A 16,062-nucleotide genomic window follows, 5' to 3' on the forward strand; every position below is an offset into this window, starting at 1 on the left:
CGGGTATCACTTAGGTGATGCGGTAGAGGAGCGTTCTGTAAGCCTGTGAAGGTGAGTTGAGAAGCTTGCTGGAGGTATCAGAAGTGCGAATGCTGACATGAGTAACGACAATGGGTGTGAAAAACACCCACGCCGAAAGACCAAGGTTTCCTGCGCAACGTTAATCGACGCAGGGTTAGTCGGTCCCTAAGGCGAGGCTGAAAAGCGTAGTCGATGGAAAACAGGTTAATATTCCTGTACTTCTGGTTATTGCGATGGAGGGACGGAGAAGGCTAGGCCAGCTTGGCGTTGGTTGTCCAAGTTTAAGGTGGTAGGCTGAGATCTTAGGTAAATCCGGGATCTTAAGGCCGAGAGCTGATGACGAGTGTCCTTTGGGACACGAAGTGGTTGATGCCATGCTTCCAAGAAAAGCTTCTAAGCTTCAGGTAACCAGGAACCGTACCCCAAACCGACACAGGTGGTTGGGTAGAGAATACCAAGGCGCTTGAGAGAACTCGGGTGAAGGAACTAGGCAAAATGGCACCGTAACTTCGGGAGAAGGTGCGCCGGTGAGGGTGAAGCATTTACTGCGTAAGCCCACGCCGGTCGAAGATACCAGGCCGCTGCGACTGTTTATTAAAAACACAGCACTCTGCAAACACGAAAGTGGACGTATAGGGTGTGACGCCTGCCCGGTGCCGGAAGGTTAATTGATGGGGTTAGCTAACGCGAAGCTCTTGATCGAAGCCCCGGTAAACGGCGGCCGTAACTATAACGGTCCTAAGGTAGCGAAATTCCTTGTCGGGTAAGTTCCGACCTGCACGAATGGCGTAACGATGGCGGCGCTGTCTCCACCCGAGACTCAGTGAAATTGAAATCGCTGTGAAGATGCAGTGTATCCGCGGCTAGACGGAAAGACCCCGTGAACCTTTACTATAGCTTTGCACTGGACTTTGAATTTGCTTGTGTAGGATAGGTGGGAGGCTGTGAAGCGTGGACGCCAGTCTGCGTGGAGCCAACCTTGAAATACCACCCTGGCAACTTTGAGGTTCTAACTCAGGTCCGTTATCCGGATCGAGGACAGTGTATGGTGGGTAGTTTGACTGGGGCGGTCTCCTCCTAAAGAGTAACGGAGGAGTACGAAGGTGCGCTCAGACCGGTCGGAAATCGGTCGTAGAGTATAAAGGCAAAAGCGCGCTTGACTGCGAGACAGACACGTCGAGCAGGTACGAAAGTAGGTCTTAGTGATCCGGTGGTTCTGTATGGAAGGGCCATCGCTCAACGGATAAAAGGTACTCCGGGGATAACAGGCTGATACCGCCCAAGAGTTCATATCGACGGCGGTGTTTGGCACCTCGATGTCGGCTCATCACATCCTGGGGCTGAAGCCGGTCCCAAGGGTATGGCTGTTCGCCATTTAAAGTGGTACGCGAGCTGGGTTTAGAACGTCGTGAGACAGTTCGGTCCCTATCTGCCGTGGACGTTTGAGATTTGAGAGGGGCTGCTCCTAGTACGAGAGGACCGGAGTGGACGAACCTCTGGTGTTCCGGTTGTCACGCCAGTGGCATTGCCGGGTAGCTATGTTCGGAATAGATAACCGCTGAAAGCATCTAAGCGGGAAACTAGCCTCAAGATGAGATCTCACTGGGACCTTGAGTCCCCTGAAGGGCCGTCGAAGACTACGACGTTGATAGGTGGGGTGTGTAAGCGCTGTGAGGCGTTGAGCTAACCCATACTAATTGCCCGTGAGGCTTGACCATATAACACCCAAGCAATCTGCTTGCTTCGAAAGAAGGGCCAGATTGCGGTGTGTGAAGACGACACACGTCGAAAATTGGCAACACCCACAAATCTATCACATCCCCATTCGCTGGCGCGTGAACCCGCAAGGGCCCACGAACTGGCTACCGAATTTCTTGACGACCATAGAGCATTGGAACCACCTGATCCCATCCCGAACTCAGCAGTGAAACGATGCATCGCCGATGGTAGTGTGGGGTTTCCCCATGTGAGAGTAGGTCATCGTCAAGATTAAATTCCGAAACCCCTGTCTGCTTACGCAGACAGGGGTTTTGTTTTTGCGCGGGGAAAAGCTGAGGTACCGTGCGCTGCTTAACAACCCAGAATCAGCAGGCATAAAAAAACCACCGGATAGGTGGTTTTTTTATATCTGTCGAACTCAATCGCCGCGGTATTCACACCCACTCGTGCAGGTCTCGTGAATACGGATGGCTGATAGCTCCGGCAGCAAGGGCTTCAACTGATCCCAGATCCATTTCGCCAGGACTTCGCTGGTCGGGTTCTCAAGGCCGGGAATGTCGTTCAAATAATTGTGATCGAGACGTTCGTAGAGCGGCTTGAAGATAGTTTTGATTTCGGAGAAGTCGCGGATCCAGCCTGTATGGGGGTCGACTTTGCCTGCCAAATAGATCGCTACACGAAATGAATGCCCATGCAGGCGCCCGCATTTGTGGCCCTCAGGAACATGGGGGAGGCGGTGTGCAGATTCGAACGTAAACTCTTTGAAAATTTCCACAGTGTATTCAGCTCTAGGAAGTGGCAATCGCCAAGGCGATAAAAGCAGATGTGCAGTTTAGCAGCAATGGTTTGTCCGATGCGCTAAAACAAAGAACGGCCTGCTCGCCGAGCGTCTTTTACCGCTTGCCTGACCCTGGCCAGATGAATTCAGCTTCAATTAAGGAGGGGCGTTTATCTTGATAACCGTAAAAATCATTTATTCCTGCGGAAACCGGTCATGAGACCCATGGCTGCTGTGTTTGCCGCAACCAACGGCCAGATGATTAAGCAATGAAAGTAAGTGGACATCCCTACCGGTTTCTAGCTCTGCTTCTGACCCTGTTCTGCTTCGGGGTCGAAGCCCGGAGCCTGGACCAGGACGAAGCGCTGAGATTGCGTCAGCAAGGTGTGATTCTGCCGCTCGAGCAACTGATAGGACAAGCGTTGGGGCTTTACCCTGGTGCAAAGTTGCTGGAGACAGAGCTTAAGGAGAAGCGCGGCGTCTACTTTTACGCAGTGGAGTTGCTGACGGTGCAAGGTGTGGTCCGGGAGTTGAAGTTCGATGCTCGCGACAGTCGATTATTAAAGGACAAGGAAGATGATTGATGCGGCTGTTATTGGTTGAGGACCATGTGCCGTTGGCAGATGAACTGGTTGCCGGACTCAACCGGCAAGGCTATGCAGTGGACTGGCTGGCCGATGGGCGCGACGCGGTGTATCAGGGGGCCAGTGAGCCTTACGATTTGATCATCCTGGATCTTGGGCTCCCCGGTTTGCCGGGCCTTGATGTTCTTCAGCAGTGGCGTGCCGGCGGCCTGGCGACTCCGGTCTTGATTCTGACGGCCCGAGGCTCATGGGCTGAACGTATTGAAGGGCTCAAAGCAGGCGCCGATGATTATCTGAGCAAACCCTTTCACCCCGAAGAGCTACAGCTGCGCATTCAAGCGTTGTTACGACGATCCCATGGCTTGGCCAATCAACCCAGGCTAGAAGCGGCTGGCCTGCATCTGGACGAAAATCGTCAATGTGTGGCCCAGGATGGCGCTGAAATCCGGCTGACCGCCGCTGAGTTTCGTCTGCTGCGTTACTTCATGCTGCATCCCGAACAAATACTCTCCAAAAACCATTTGGCCGGGCATTTATATGACGGAGAAAGTGAGCGCGACTCCAACGTAATCGAAGTCCACGTCAATCATTTGCGGCGCAAGCTCGGCCGCACGGTGATCGAAACGCGCCGCGGTCAGGGTTATCGCTTTGGTGGGGCGGGCGGGTGAGGTCCATACAGGCTCGCCTCAGTCTGGGGTTGATCAGCGTGCTGGTGATCGTGGGCCTGGTGTTGGCTCAAACCAGTCTGTGGTTGTTCGAGTTGGGATTGCAGCGCTACCTGGAATCAGGATTGCGCAATGAAAGCGAACACCTGCTGGCGGCGCTTGCACGAGGCCTGCAAGGTCCGCAATTGGATGTGCAACACCTGGCGCCGGCCTACCAGCAACCTTATTCCGGACACTATTTCCGTATCGACTTCCCTGAAGGCCATTGGCGTTCTCGCTCACTCTGGGATCTTGAGCTACCTGAACCGGAAACTCCCGGCCTGCACACCAACTTCGAGTTGGGAAACAGTGGTCAGTCATTGCTGGTTCTACGTGCGGATTACCGTCGATTCGGCCAACCACTTTCCATCACTGTCGCTCAGGACTACACACCGGTTAAGGCCAGCTTTGAGCGTCTTCAACAGATTGGGTTGGGGGTGGGGCTGGCGGCGTTGATTTTGATTCTCGTCCTGCAACGTCTCACGGTGCGTAGTGCGCTACGACCGCTTGAGAATGCCCGTGAGCAGATCGCCCAGTTACAGCAGGGGCAGCGCTCACAGCTTGATGATCGAGTACCCGTGGAGCTGGAGCCGTTGGTTGCGCAGATCAACCACCTGCTCGCTCATACCGAGGACAGCCTCAAACGCTCACGCAACGCGCTGGGCAATCTTGGTCATGCGCTGAAAACGCCGCTGGCGGTGCTGGTCAGTCTGGCCGCGAGCGAAAAGCTCGATGCCTATCCGGACCTGCGCAGCACGTTGCGCGAGCAATTGGAGCAGATTCAGCAGCGCCTGACCCGCGAATTGAACCGTGCCCGCCTTTCCGGGGATACCCTGCCGGGCGCGCAGTTTGATTGTGACGCAGAGTTGCCCGGCCTGTTCGCGACGCTGGGCATGATCCATGGCGATCACCTCGAGCTGAGCAAAGCGGCTGTGCCCGGCCTGCGCTTACCTTGGGACAGAGAAGATCTTCTCGAGCTGCTGGGCAATCTGCTGGATAACGCTTGCAAGTGGGCCGACAGCGCAGTGCGTCTGAGCATCACGCAGCAGCCGCAGAGTTTTTGTTTGCTGATCGATGATGACGGCCCAGGTATTCCTGAGGCCAGCCGTGATCAGGTGTTCAGCCGTGGCATGCGTCTGGATGAACAAATCAGCGGCCATGGCTTGGGCCTGGGTATCGTGCGCGACATTGTCGACGCATGGCGCGGCAATCTGCAGTTGTTGGTCAGCCCGCTCGGGGGGCTCCAGGTGCGCATCGATCTTCCTGAGCGAACGGCAGCAGAGCGTGTGGGTATCAGCAATTAGTCAGACTCCGGCAGTGGCCGCCGGAGTCTGCAAGAGGGTCAGACGCGGAACTGGTCCATCAGGCTTTGCTGATGATTAGCCAGGCTATTGAGGGACTGACTCACCCGAGCCGACTCATTGGCCTGCCCGGACAGCGACTCGGTGACGTCGCGAATGGTCGCTACGTTGCTGTTGATTTCCTCGGCGACGGCGCTCTGTTCCTCTGCGGCACTGGCAATCTGCAGGTTCATGTCCGAGATTACCGTGACCGCCTCGCCGATCCGCCGTAGCGCAGTCACAGCCTGGCTGACGTGTTCGACGCTGTTTTGCGCCTGACGGTGGTTATTGCTCATGGAGCTGACGACTTCTTGAGTACCGGTTTGCAGATGCTCAATGACCAGGCGGGTTTCTTCGACTGACTCCTGGGTGCGGCGAGCAAGATTACGCACTTCATCGGCCACCACGGCAAAACCTCGTCCGGCTTCACCCGCGCGTGCCGCTTCGATCGCCGCGTTGAGCGCCAGCAGGTTGGTCTGCTCGGCAATCGCCCGGATCACTTCCAGCACCGAGCCGATTTTTTCACTGCTGACCGCCAGACCTTCGACTTGAATCATGGCCGTGCTCATATCGGCTGCCAGGTTGTCGATACTGCCAGTGGTCTGGTCGATAACCTTGAGCCCTTGTCGCGTCGCTTCATCGGCATCGCGGGCAGCGTGTGCGGCCTGAGCGGCGCTACGGGCGACATCTTGAGCGGTGGCACTCATCTCATGGGAAGCGGTTGCGACTTGATCCACCTGGCGATACTGCTGCTCCATGCCGGCGCTGGTCTGAGTCGCGATACCGGCTGACTGATCGGCGGTATTGCGGGCGTCCTGAACCGAACGTTTGACCTCACCAATGATGGGCTGCAGCTTGTCCAGAAAACGGTTGAACCAGCTAGCCAATTGCCCTAGCTCATCCTGCTTGGCGTACTCCAGGCGACGAGTGAGATCGCCTTCGCCACTGGCGATATCTTCGAGCATATGCGCAACCCCGAGGATTGGGCGCGTGACACTGCGGGCCATCAGCCAGATCAGCAACAAGCCAATGACCGCCGCCAACAGGCCCAGGCCCAGCTCCATCACCACGCCGTCAGCGTTGCGCTGATCGAGCTGTATCTTAAGCGCTTCAGCCGGACCGACCAGTGCTTTCTCCGGCACATCCAGCACCACGCCCCAGGGTTTGCCGCCGGGGATCGGCATGAAAGAGGCCAGGACCTTCAGCCGTTGATTGGCCCGCAGGCTTTGCACATGGCTGCTGCTGGCCAGCAAGCGCACGATTTCGGCGCCGTTCGCCGGGTCGACCTGATCGAGACGCTTACTGAGTTTGCTGGCATCCGGGCTGAAACCTGCCAGCACGCCAACCGGGCTGATGATGCTGACGGCAGTCTGTCCGCTATACAGACTTTGGCTGGCCTGTTGGCTGTCTGCTTGCAAGCTGTTGAGGTTGATGTCGACCGACAGCGATGCAATGAGCTTTCCGTCCAGGATCAGGGGGAAGACGATGCTGGTCATTAATACATTCTGACCATCGATCTCGTAGAAGTAGGGCTCGATGACGCAGGGTTTGCGCGTCGTGCGCGGGCAAGTGAACCAGGCGTTGTTCGCTTCTCCGCTGGGGCCGGTGCTGGTGTCGGCTATGTCGCTTTCAGGCAGCGACATAGACGTCAGTTTGCCGGCGACAGGCTGCGACCAATACAGGGCAAAACGGCCCTTGTCATTGCTGCCCAGCTCTTTTTGATTGACGAACAATTCGTCCTTGCTATCCAGTGCGTTGGGTTCAAAGACCAGCGAAATCCCGAGCAACTCCGGATTGGCCTCAAGCGCAGCCTTCACTTGGCGTGTCAGGTCTTCGCGCAGATCGAAGGCGTCGAGAAAACGCTTCTCGGCCTGATCGCGCAGAAACAACACCTGGCGTGCGAAGCCGTTGCCATATTGATAAGCATCCATGAACTGGCGGCGGATAGTCAGCGCCTGCACATCGCCCTGAGCTTCGATCCGCGACTGAGCCGCTTCGTTGAGCATCTCCATGCTCGACGCTTTCACCAGCTCGGAGCTGTGCTCCATGCGGTACAGAGAAAGCCCCACGAGCAAGGTAACGATACCCGACAGACACAGGCCGGCCAGCAGGGTAATTTTCCATTGAATGGAAAGCTGTCTGAGCGACATGAAAAAGTCCTTTTAGCGGATAAGAAGGAAGATTTTATCGTTATCGGCTATGCACATTGTTTCTTTATTCCGACAATTAAATATGCTTTCTCCGTAAGGGGCCGGCGAACACACCTTCCGAGCCCGGCCGATAAGGGCGATTGTGTCCGCGTATTTTTAAGCGGACGCAATTACCCTTAACGCCAGGATCGCCATGCGCCAACGTAAGTCCTACCCGAAATCCTTCAAAACCCAAGTCGTCCAAGAGTGCGAACAACCCGGTGTTTCCGTGGCGGCTATTGCGATGAGGCACGGTATCAACGCCAATGTCGTTCGCCGGTGGATACCGCTTTATCGTGATCAACAGGCAGTCGCGCTGCCAGCCTTCATTGCTTTGAAAGTCGAACCAAAACGAAAGACCGAAGCGTCGGCGATCATTGAATTACCGCTCGGTCAGCAAACGCTCACAGTGAAATGGCCAACTTGCGATCCCGAAGGGTGCGCCCGCTTCATCCGGGGGCTTGCCCTGTGATCCGCATCGATGCCATCTGGCTCGCCACCGAACCGATGGATATGCGAGCGGGTACCGAGACTGCGCTGGCCAGAGTGATCGCGGTGTTTGGTGCGGCGAAGCCGCACTGTGCTTATCTGTTCGCCAATCGCCGCGCCACTCGCATGAAAGTGCTGGTGCATGACGGCTTCGGAATCTGGCTGGCTGCTCGCCGGTTGAACCAAGGCAAGTTTCACTGGCCAGGCATTCGCCATGGCTCTGAGATGGAGTTGGATGCCGAGCAACTTCAAGCCTTGGTGCTGGGCCTGCCATGGCAACGCGTGGGTTCCGGCAGCGCGATCACACTGCTTTAAAGGCCACCATTAGCCTATCGGTCTATCGCTGTGAATTGCCCGCTCTGGCAAAATCCGCAGCATGACTTCTTCGCCCAATCTCGACCAAATGTCTCCCGACCAACTGCGTGCCTTGGCAGCGCAGTTGCTGTCGCAGGTCGACACTATGGGCAAGAAGATCAACCGCGACCAAACGGTGATCGAGAAGCTGACCCACGAGATCGCACAACTCAAGCGCTTGAAGTTTGCCAAGCGCAGCGAGCAGTTGAATCCGCAGCAGGCCAGCTTGCTCGATGACTTGATCGATACCGATATCGCGGCGATTGAAGCAGAGCTTCAGGCCTTGCAAGCAGTGCCAGCGGCGACCGAAAAAAAGCAAAAACCTAAGCGCACTGCGTTGCCGGCAGAGTTTCCACGCACGTTGATCCATCACGAGCCCGACAATACTCACTGCCCATGTGGCTGCGCACTGAAACGCATCGGTGAAGACGTCAGCGAGAAGCTGGACTACACGCCCGGCGTGTTTACCGTTGAACGCCATGTCCGTGGCAAGTGGGTGTGCGATGACTGCGAAACGCTGATCCAGGCCCCCGTTCCGGCGCAGGTCATCGACAAGGGCATCCCGACCGCCGGGTTGCTGGCCCATGTCATGATCGCCAAGTTTGCTGACCATCTGCCTCTTTACCGCCAGGAATCGATTTTCGGTCGGGCTGGCTTGGCAATTCCGCGTTCAACCTTGGCTCAATGGGTTGGCGTTACTGGCGTGCAGTTGCAGCCTCTGGTCGATGCGCTGCGCGACGTAGTGCTCGGGCAGCTGGTCATCCACGCCGATGAAACACCGGTTCAGATGCTCGCTCCGGGCTCAAAGAAAACCCATCGCTCTTATGTCTGGGCCTACGCCACCAGCCAATTCTGCGAAACAGCGGCAGTCGTTTACGACTTCAGCCCCAGCCGCGCCGGTGAGCATGCTCGCAACTTCCTGCAAGGCTGGAAGGGCAAGCTGGTCTGCGATGATTTTGGTGGTTACAAGGCCAGCTTCGAACTCGGTGTGACCGAGATCGGCTGCATGGCCCATGCGCGGCGCAAGTTCTTCGAACTGCATGCCACCAACAAGAGCATGCTCGCCGAGCAAGCCCTGCGCTACATCCAGTTGCTTTACGAAATCGAAAGTGAAGTCCGCGACCTGGAACCGGATTTACGCCGTCGAATACGGCAAGAAAAGGCTGTGCCTGTGATGGATGCACTGCATGCCTGGATGATCGCCCAGCGCGATCTCGTGCCCGAAGGTTCAGCTATCAGCAGAGCACTGGATTACAGCCTGAAACGCTGGGCAGCTCTGTCGCGCTACCTCGATGACGGGGCCGTACCCATAGACAACAATTGGGCCGAGAACCAGATCCGACCATGGGCTCTTGGACGCAAGAATTGGCTCTTCGCAGGGTCGTTACGCAGCGGCAAGCGGGCGGCAGCGATCATGAGCTTGATCCAGTCTGCGCGGCTGAATGGCCATGATCCGTATGCCTATCTGAAGGACGTTCTCACGCGACTGCCGACGCAGCGGGCGAGTGAGATTGACGAGTTGCTGCCGCATAAGTGGCAGCCGGTCTAATTACGCAAGGCGTGATGCCCGGACGCATACCTTTCTCCTACAAAACCGACGGACGTTTCTCAACTTTTTAAGGTCGAGGCCGCTAACCAATCAAACGTTGCGACTTAAACACTGGGATCCTAATAAGAGTAAAAACTTATGCGTCTTAATTTGAAGGCCAAAGTGCTGTCATTGGCGGTGCTGCCGGTGTTGATCTTTGCTCTGGTAATCAGCGTCACCACTGTGTTCATGCTGCAGGGGCAGGCAAAGCGGGAGGTTGAGGACACGCGGCAACGCCTGCTCACCGAAGCCAAAGCCACGCTGCAAAACTACGTCGCTGTGGCACTGGGCTCTATCAAGCCGCTGTATGACGCTGCGGCACCAGGGGATATGGCGGCGCGGGCGCAGGTGGTGAAAATGCTCTCCAGCATCACTTACGGCAAGGACGGTTACTTCTTCGGATACGACTCAGAGGCGGTGCGGCTATTTAAGGGCAGCAGCCCTGAAGGCATCGGTCAAAGCTTCAAAGACGCCCGCGATCCCAATGGTGTCTACGTCAACCGCGAACTGGTCGCGGTCGGCAAGGCGGGTACGCACTACCTGCAGTATTCTTCACCGTTACCGGGAAAATCAGAGGTGTTGCCCAAACTGGGCTACACCGAATACCTGCCCAAATGGGACATGGCGTTCGGTTCGTCGGTCAACCTGGACGGGATTGAAGCTCAGGTCGCCGAGGTCCAGAAGAATGTCGACGCGCGCATGCAAAGCATGTTGCTGAGCATCATTGGCATCGCCCTGCTGGTGTTGGTGGTGATTGCCATCGTCGGTGCCGTTCTGGCGGGTACCATTGTGCGTCCACTGCGTTTGATGAAGGCCAACCTGGACGACATTGCGGCCGGCGAAGGCGATCTGACTCGTCGTCTGGCAGTCACCAGCGGGGATGAGTTGGGCGAGTTGGCTGGCTCGTTCAACCGTTTCGTCGACAAAATTCATGGGCTGGTGCGTCAAATCGCCGAAATGACCACCCAACTGACGGGACTGGTCAGTGAGGTGTCCGACCAGGCCCACCGCTCCGAGAAGGCGATGGAGCGTCAGCGTCACGAAACCGATCAGGTGGCCACAGCAATTAATGAAATGTCCGCAGCGGCCCATGAGGTGGCAAAAAGCGCGCAAGGCGCAGCAGTCGCAGCTCAGCAAACCGACGCCGAAGGCCAGGCGGCCAAGCGTGTGGTGGATGGCAGCATCAAACAGATCCATGCCTTGGTCGATGACATCCGTAGCAGCGGCACGTCTCTGGATAGCCTGCAGAACGATGTTTCTTCGATCGTGAGCGTGCTGGGAGTGATTCGCTCCATTGCCGACCAGACCAACTTGCTGGCGCTTAACGCGGCGATAGAAGCGGCGCGGGCAGGGGAGGCTGGGCGTGGTTTCGCGGTAGTTGCTGACGAGGTACGGGCGCTCGCCAGTCGGACTCAGCAAAGCACCCAAGAGATTCAGGGCATGATCGACCGTTTGCAGTTGGGCACGCAGGGCGCCGTGGACGCGATGCGTCGCTCCAGCGAGGCTGGCGACGGCACTTCGGCGCGGGCCAACGAAGCGGGCACGTCGCTGGACACCATTGCGGGGCTGATCGGTACGATCAACTCGATGAACGCGCAGATTGCCAGCGCCGCCGAAGAGCAGACTGCTGTGGCCGAGGAGATCAATCGCAGCGTGCATCAGATCGCTCAGGCGGTGGACAGCGTCGCCGATCAAACCCAGCAAAGCGCACAGACCTCACGCAGCCTGGCAGACCTGGGCCAACGCCTGGGCAAACTGGTCGGGCAGTTCCGCATCTGACGGGCTCGCAGGCTGTGTGAAAACGTAGCGAGCGAAGGCAAGACAAGGCAAAAACAGGCGAGGAAGCGGAGTCTACGGGTTGTAAATGAGCATTCCGAGCCTGTTTTTAACGCAGTATTGTGCGCGTAGCGCCGAAGGCGCCCAGCCTGCAGTAGTTTTCACATAGCCTGCTCGGGATAAGGCTGCAATGGCCTTGTCCACTTTGCTAAACAACCTCTCGCGTCCTCGTTGCGTCCCGGTCCCATCCAGTCAACCCTTCCATGACGTCGCTCCGTGTCTAAGCTGATCGCATGGCGGATGGCACTCGTCTGTGGATTGGCTGACTAAACAGTAAGTCGAGTGAAGGCCGGGCCTGACTGATATGGACAGGACATGAACGAAAACACGCTGCAAGACAAAACCTTTCTGGTGCTGTTGGTGTTGGTCACCCTCGCATTCATCTGGATTCTTTTGCCCTTTTACGGCGCCGTTTTCTGGGCGGTGATCCTGGGCGTCATCTTCGCACCTCTGCAACGGCGATTACTGCTGCGCTTTGGTTGGCAACGCAATCTGACGTCGCTGTGTACCTTGATGATCTGCCTGCTGATCGCGATTTTGCCGGTCATCGTGATCAGTACCTTGTTGGTCCAGGAAGGCACCACGCTGTACAAGAATGTCGAAAGCGGGCAGTTGGACATCGCCAGTTACCTGGCGCAGTTCAAAGATTTGTTGCCACCTTACTTTCGGCATTTGCTCGACCGTGTCGGCATGGGGGATCTCAATGGCCTGCGCAACAAGATCGTCAACACGGCGATGCAGGGCAGCCAGTACCTGGCGACCCAAGCCTTCAGCGTAGGTCAGGGAACGTTTGATTTCGTGGTGAGTTTTTTCATCATGCTGTACCTGCTGTTTTTCTTCCTGCGCGATGGTCCTGATCTGGTGCGCAAAATCCGCGCCGCAGTGCCACTGGCCGAGCCGCAAAAACGCCGTTTGCAGCTGAGGTTCAACCGAGTGGTGCGGGCGACGGTGAAAGGTAATGTGGTGATGGCCATCGTCCAAGGGACGCTAGGTGGCATTATTTTCTGGTTCCTCGACATCCCCAGCGCCTTGCTCTGGGCGGTATTGATGGCCTTTTTTTCGTTGCTGCCAGCGGTGGGGGCGGGGATCGTCTGGGCACCGGTGGCCGTCTACTTCCTGCTCAGCGGCATGATCTGGCAGGGCGTGGTGCTCGGGCTGTTCGGGGTGTTCGTGATCGGCCTGGTGGACACCGTGCTGCGGCCGATTCTGGTGGGTAAGGACACCAGGATGCCGGATTACCTGGTCCTGATCTCGACCCTGGGTGGCATGGCCGTGTTCGGCTTGAACGGATTTGTCATCGGGCCGTTGGTGGCCGCGTTGTTCATGTCCACGTGGGGCCTGTTCGTCGAAACCAAGAAGAGCGTGCGTTTGCCTGGCTAGGTTTCCACTCGCGATAAAAAAGCCCTGCATGAGCAGGGCCTTTTTCGGTGGATCAGCGTGCTTCAGCGTATCAACTGACCAGTTGCAGGCCCGCGTGATGCACCACGTCCAGCAACGGTTGCGGGTAGACACCGAGGACGAACGCCAGGAGCGCGATCACCAGTAGCATTACGCCACCGGTACGTTGTGCCCAGTTGAACGGGGCATCGTGACGGTGCAGGCTTGGCTCGACCAGAAACAGCGTGACCATCACCCGCAGGTAGTAGAACACGCCGATGGCGCTACCGATGACCAACGAACCGATCAGCCACCACTGGTGCGACTCGACGCCCGTGGCGATGATGTAGAACTTACCAATGAAGCCGGCGGTCAGCGGGATACCCGCCAGTGACAGCATCATCACAGTCATCACCGCGGTCAGGTACGGACGACGCCAGAACAGACCGCGGAATTCGAACAGTGCGTCCGCATCACGACCGCTGTAAGGCGAGGACATCAAGGTGACCACACCGAAGGCACCCAAGGTAGTGACCACGTAGGTCACCAGGTACACGCCAATCGCCTCGACGGCGAGTCCATGGCTGGCAACCAGCGCGATCATCAGGTAGCCAAAGTGGGCGATGGACGAGTAACCCAGCAGACGCTTGAGGTTGGTCTGCATCAGAGCCAGCAAGTTGCCCATCAGGATCGAAACGACGGCAATCACCGACAGTACATCGTTCAGCACGCCACTGCTGGCAGCAGGGGAGATCTGAAACAGACGGACCAGCACTGCGAACACCGCGACTTTACTGGCGGTCGCCAGAAATGCCGCCACTGGCGCAGGAGCGCCCTCGTAAACGTCCGGAGTCCACAAGTGGAATGGTACCAGCGACAGCTTGAACGCCAGACCTACCAGCATCATGCCCAGGCCCAACTGCGCGATCGGGCTAGGCAGCCCGGTCGCCGCCAAGGCTGCACCGATACCGCTGAAGTTCAAGGTGCCGGCTTCGGCATACAGCAACGCCATGCCGAACAGCAGAAACGTAGAGCCTGCCGCCGACAGCACCATGTACTTGATGCCGCCTTCGAGTGAACGCTTGTTGAAGAAGGCGTAGGCCACCAGACCGTAAACCGGTACCGACAGCAGTTCCAGACCGATGAACAGGCTCGCCAGATGTTGCGCACTGACCAGCACCAGACCACCGGCCGCTGCCATCAAAATCAGCAGGTAAAGTTCTTCGCGGTTGCCGGGGTAGCCGTTAGCCTTTTCACCGAGATAAGCGTGAGCCAAGGTCACGCACGCCAGTGTCGAGGCCAGGATAAGCGCCATGTACAGACAGGCAAAGCTATCGATGTGCAGCAGTGGCGTCACTACCAATGGCGCGACTTTCAGAGCTGGGTAGATCGACAGCAGCGCCAGGTTGAGTCCGCCCACGCTGAGCAGGAAGGTTTGCGAGTGATTGCGACGCCAGGCGATTGCCAGCATCACCACAAGAATCGTGGCGCTGGTAATCAGCAGCGGCGCAAGCGCAATAAAGTGTTGAATCGTCAGGTCCATAGCGCTCTTACCGGGCCGAAGCGAGTTGAGTGAAGGCGGTACCGAACCATTGCTGCACGCCATGCATCGTAGCGGCAGAGGTATCGAGGAACGGTTGCGGGTAAACGCCGATATAGACCAGCAGTGCTGCCAGTCCCACCACCATGATCAGTTCACGTCCATCCATGCCGTGGAGAATTTCATCCGACCTGGAAGGGCCGAAGTAGGCACGGTGGATCATGATCAGCGAGTAGACCGAACCGAACACCAGGCCAGACGTTGCAATCGCAGTGATCCACGGAGAACCGGCAAAGGTGCCGATCAGGATCAGGAACTCGCCGACAAAGTTGCCGGTGGCTGGCAAGCCTAGAGACGCGGCTGCGAAGAACAGGCTGACCGCCGGCAGATACGCGATGCGTGACCAGACGCCACCCATTTCACGCATGTCGCGGGTATGCAGACGCTCGTACAACTGGCCGCTGAGGATAAACAACGCGGCTGCCGAGACGCCGTGAGAGAGCATCTGGATTACGGCGCCCTGCAGAGCCAACTGGCTGCCGGAGTAGATCCCGATCAGTACGAAGCCCATGTGCGAAACGCTGGAGAACGCGATCAGGCGCTTGATATCGGTCTGGGCGAACGCGAGGAACGCACCGTAGAAAATGCCGATCAGACCCAGCGTCATGGCAATCGGCGCGAACTCGGCCGAGGCATTAGGGAACAGCGGCAGGGCGAAGCGCAGCAGACCATAAGCAGCGGTCTTCAACAGAATACCCGCCAGGTCCACGGAACCCGCCGTCGGTGCCTGAGCGTGGGCATCCGGCAGCCAGGAGTGGAACGGCACCACTGGCAGCTTCACCGCGAAGGCGATGAAGAAGCCCAGCATCAGAATGTATTCAGTACCCGGTGCCAGCTTGGTCTTGAGCAACTGGGTGTAGTCGAATGTGATCACACCGGTGCTGTTGAAGTTGACCAGCACCAGACCCAGGATCGCCACCAACATAATCAGACCGCTGGCCTGAGTGAAGATGAAGAACTTGGTCGCTGCGTAGATCCGGGTCTTCTTGCCGTCCGATGAACTATGACCCCAGAGCGCGATGAGGAAGTACATCGGCACCAGCATCATTTCCCAGAAGAAGAAGAACATGAACAGGTCGATGGCGAGGAACACGCCGATCACACCACCGAGAATCCACATCAGGTTGAGGTGGAAGAAGCCAACGTTACGCTGGATCTCTTTCCACGAACACAACACCGACAGCACACCGAGCAGGCCGGTCAGCAACACCATCAGCAGTGACAGGCCGTCGAGGGCCAGATGCACGCTGATACCGAAGCGCTCGATCCACTGGTACTTGAATTCGATCGCCCAAGTGGGGTCGACGCCAGGCGCCGGAGCAAAATGGAAGTCTCCATGGGCCCACAGCCAGAGGCCGAGAGCGAGTTCCAGGGACATGGTCAGCAGCGCGATCCAGCGTGGCAGGGTAGGGCCGAAGCGCTCACCTTGCCAGCACAGCAGGCCGCCGATAAAGGGGATCAGGATTAGCCAAGGCAGAATCAT

The 16,062-nt window shown here is 57.3% G+C and carries 12 protein-coding genes, 2 rRNA genes and 2 pseudogenes (1 of these 16 only partly in view); 11 read left to right on the forward strand and 5 right to left on the reverse strand.

The features are described 5' to 3' along the window. Nucleotides 1-1,739: ribosomal RNA gene (locus AC1MEE_RS04155) — 23S ribosomal RNA — on the forward strand; it begins 1,152 nt to the left of the window's first position. 155 nt (nucleotides 1,740-1,894) lie between these two features. Continuing rightward, nucleotides 1,895-2,010: ribosomal RNA gene (gene rrf, locus AC1MEE_RS04160) — 5S ribosomal RNA — on the forward strand. Between the two features lie 148 nt (nucleotides 2,011-2,158). Here the strand turns inward: rrf and queD are convergent. Further along, nucleotides 2,159-2,515 carry a 6-carboxytetrahydropterin synthase QueD gene (queD, locus tag AC1MEE_RS04165; RefSeq protein WP_480413993.1) on the reverse strand — a complete coding sequence of 119 codons (357 nt, stop codon included), beginning with the start codon at nucleotides 2,513-2,515 and terminating at the stop codon, nucleotides 2,159-2,161. Nucleotides 2,516-2,787: 272 nt separating this feature from the next. Here queD and AC1MEE_RS04170 point away from each other — a divergent pair, with 272 nt between their 5' ends. From AC1MEE_RS04170 to AC1MEE_RS04180, 3 genes are read left to right on the forward strand one after another with little or no spacing between them, the layout of a single operon-like run. After that, entirely contained in the window at nucleotides 2,788-3,102 is a 315-nt protein-coding gene (locus AC1MEE_RS04170) for a PepSY domain-containing protein (protein ID WP_480413995.1), read from the forward strand. Beyond that, nucleotides 3,102-3,770 carry a response regulator transcription factor gene (locus AC1MEE_RS04175; protein WP_480413996.1) on the forward strand — a complete coding sequence of 223 codons (669 nt, stop codon included), beginning with the start codon at nucleotides 3,102-3,104 and terminating at the stop codon, nucleotides 3,768-3,770. Before AC1MEE_RS04170 ends, AC1MEE_RS04175 begins: the two co-directional genes overlap by 1 nt. Beyond that, nucleotides 3,767-5,110, forward strand: coding sequence for an ATP-binding protein (locus tag AC1MEE_RS04180; RefSeq protein ID WP_480413997.1), 1,344 nt, complete (start codon nucleotides 3,767-3,769; stop codon nucleotides 5,108-5,110). The genes AC1MEE_RS04175 and AC1MEE_RS04180 overlap by 4 nt, the downstream gene beginning before the upstream one ends. 38 nt (nucleotides 5,111-5,148) lie before the next feature. Here the strand turns inward: AC1MEE_RS04180 and AC1MEE_RS04185 are convergent, their stop codons facing one another. Together AC1MEE_RS04185 and AC1MEE_RS04190 are read right to left on the reverse strand one after the other, a co-directional pair. Next, nucleotides 5,149-5,904, reverse strand: a complete 756-nt coding sequence (locus tag AC1MEE_RS04185) for a methyl-accepting chemotaxis protein (RefSeq protein ID WP_480416149.1) — start codon at nucleotides 5,902-5,904, stop codon at nucleotides 5,149-5,151. A gap of 102 nt (nucleotides 5,905-6,006) precedes the next feature. Next, nucleotides 6,007-7,296: pseudogene (locus AC1MEE_RS04190) on the reverse strand (cache domain-containing protein); the annotation flags it as partial. 193 nt (nucleotides 7,297-7,489) lie between these two features. Here AC1MEE_RS04190 and tnpA point away from each other — a divergent pair. The 6 genes and pseudogenes from tnpA to AC1MEE_RS04220 all read left to right on the forward strand — a co-directional run bounded on the left by tnpA (nucleotide 7,490) and on the right by AC1MEE_RS04220 (nucleotide 12,982). Continuing rightward, nucleotides 7,490-7,807, forward strand: a complete 318-nt coding sequence (gene tnpA / locus AC1MEE_RS04195) for an IS66-like element accessory protein TnpA (protein ID WP_480411503.1) — start codon at nucleotides 7,490-7,492, stop codon at nucleotides 7,805-7,807. Continuing rightward, nucleotides 7,804-8,139: an IS66 family insertion sequence element accessory protein TnpB gene (tnpB, locus tag AC1MEE_RS04200; RefSeq protein WP_480411502.1), complete on the forward strand. Its 336-nt coding sequence runs from the start codon at nucleotides 7,804-7,806 to the stop codon at nucleotides 8,137-8,139. Before tnpA ends, tnpB begins: the two co-directional genes overlap by 4 nt. A 61-nt stretch (nucleotides 8,140-8,200) precedes the next feature. Beyond that, nucleotides 8,201-9,727 carry an IS66 family transposase gene (tnpC, locus tag AC1MEE_RS04205; protein WP_480411501.1) on the forward strand — a complete coding sequence of 509 codons (1,527 nt, stop codon included), beginning with the start codon at nucleotides 8,201-8,203 and terminating at the stop codon, nucleotides 9,725-9,727. Between the two features lie 228 nt (nucleotides 9,728-9,955). Further along, nucleotides 9,956-10,687, forward strand: a pseudogene (locus AC1MEE_RS04210) (cache domain-containing protein); the annotation flags it as partial. Between the two features lie 102 nt (nucleotides 10,688-10,789). Beyond that, entirely contained in the window at nucleotides 10,790-11,545 is a 756-nt protein-coding gene (locus tag AC1MEE_RS04215) for a methyl-accepting chemotaxis protein (RefSeq protein ID WP_480416150.1), read from the forward strand. A 372-nt stretch (nucleotides 11,546-11,917) separates the two neighbouring features. Then, nucleotides 11,918-12,982, forward strand: coding sequence for an AI-2E family transporter (locus AC1MEE_RS04220; protein WP_480413998.1), 1,065 nt, complete (start codon nucleotides 11,918-11,920; stop codon nucleotides 12,980-12,982). 70 nt (nucleotides 12,983-13,052) lie between these two features. On the opposite strand, the gene nuoN is transcribed toward AC1MEE_RS04220, so the two are convergent. Together nuoN and nuoM are read right to left on the reverse strand one after the other, a co-directional pair. Then, a complete protein-coding gene (gene nuoN / locus AC1MEE_RS04225; protein ID WP_480413999.1) occupies nucleotides 13,053-14,522 on the reverse strand; it encodes an NADH-quinone oxidoreductase subunit NuoN in 1,470 nt (489 codons plus the stop codon). A gap of 7 nt (nucleotides 14,523-14,529) precedes the next feature. Next, nucleotides 14,530-16,062 (reverse strand): NADH-quinone oxidoreductase subunit M, encoded by a 1,533-nt coding sequence (nuoM, locus tag AC1MEE_RS04230; protein WP_480414000.1) that lies wholly within the window; start codon nucleotides 16,060-16,062, stop codon nucleotides 14,530-14,532.

The organism is Pseudomonas sp. ASL3, from assembly GCF_056680425.1.

Bases quoted from the DNA above. Each gene is read 5' to 3' on its own strand.
- AC1MEE_RS04175 (WP_480413996.1), top strand. From the start codon at position 3,102: ATGCGGCTGTTATTGGTTGAGGACCATGTGCCGTTGGCAGATGAACTG.
- AC1MEE_RS04215 (WP_480416150.1), top strand. From the start codon at position 10,790: ATGGAGCGTCAGCGTCACGAAACCGATCAGGTGGCCACAGCAATTAAT.
- AC1MEE_RS04220 (WP_480413998.1), top strand. From the start codon at position 11,918: ATGAACGAAAACACGCTGCAAGACAAAACCTTTCTGGTGCTGTTGGTG.
- nuoM (WP_480414000.1), bottom strand. From the start codon at position 16,062: ATGATTCTGCCTTGGCTAATCCTGATCCCCTTTATCGGCGGCCTGCTG.
- AC1MEE_RS04185 (WP_480416149.1), bottom strand. From the start codon at position 5,904: ATGGAGCAGCAGTATCGCCAGGTGGATCAAGTCGCAACCGCTTCCCAT.
- tnpA (WP_480411503.1), top strand. From the start codon at position 7,490: ATGCGCCAACGTAAGTCCTACCCGAAATCCTTCAAAACCCAAGTCGTC.
- nuoN (WP_480413999.1), bottom strand. From the start codon at position 14,522: ATGGACCTGACGATTCAACACTTTATTGCGCTTGCGCCGCTGCTGATT.
- AC1MEE_RS04170 (WP_480413995.1), top strand. From the start codon at position 2,788: ATGAAAGTAAGTGGACATCCCTACCGGTTTCTAGCTCTGCTTCTGACC.
- tnpC (WP_480411501.1), top strand. From the start codon at position 8,201: ATGACTTCTTCGCCCAATCTCGACCAAATGTCTCCCGACCAACTGCGT.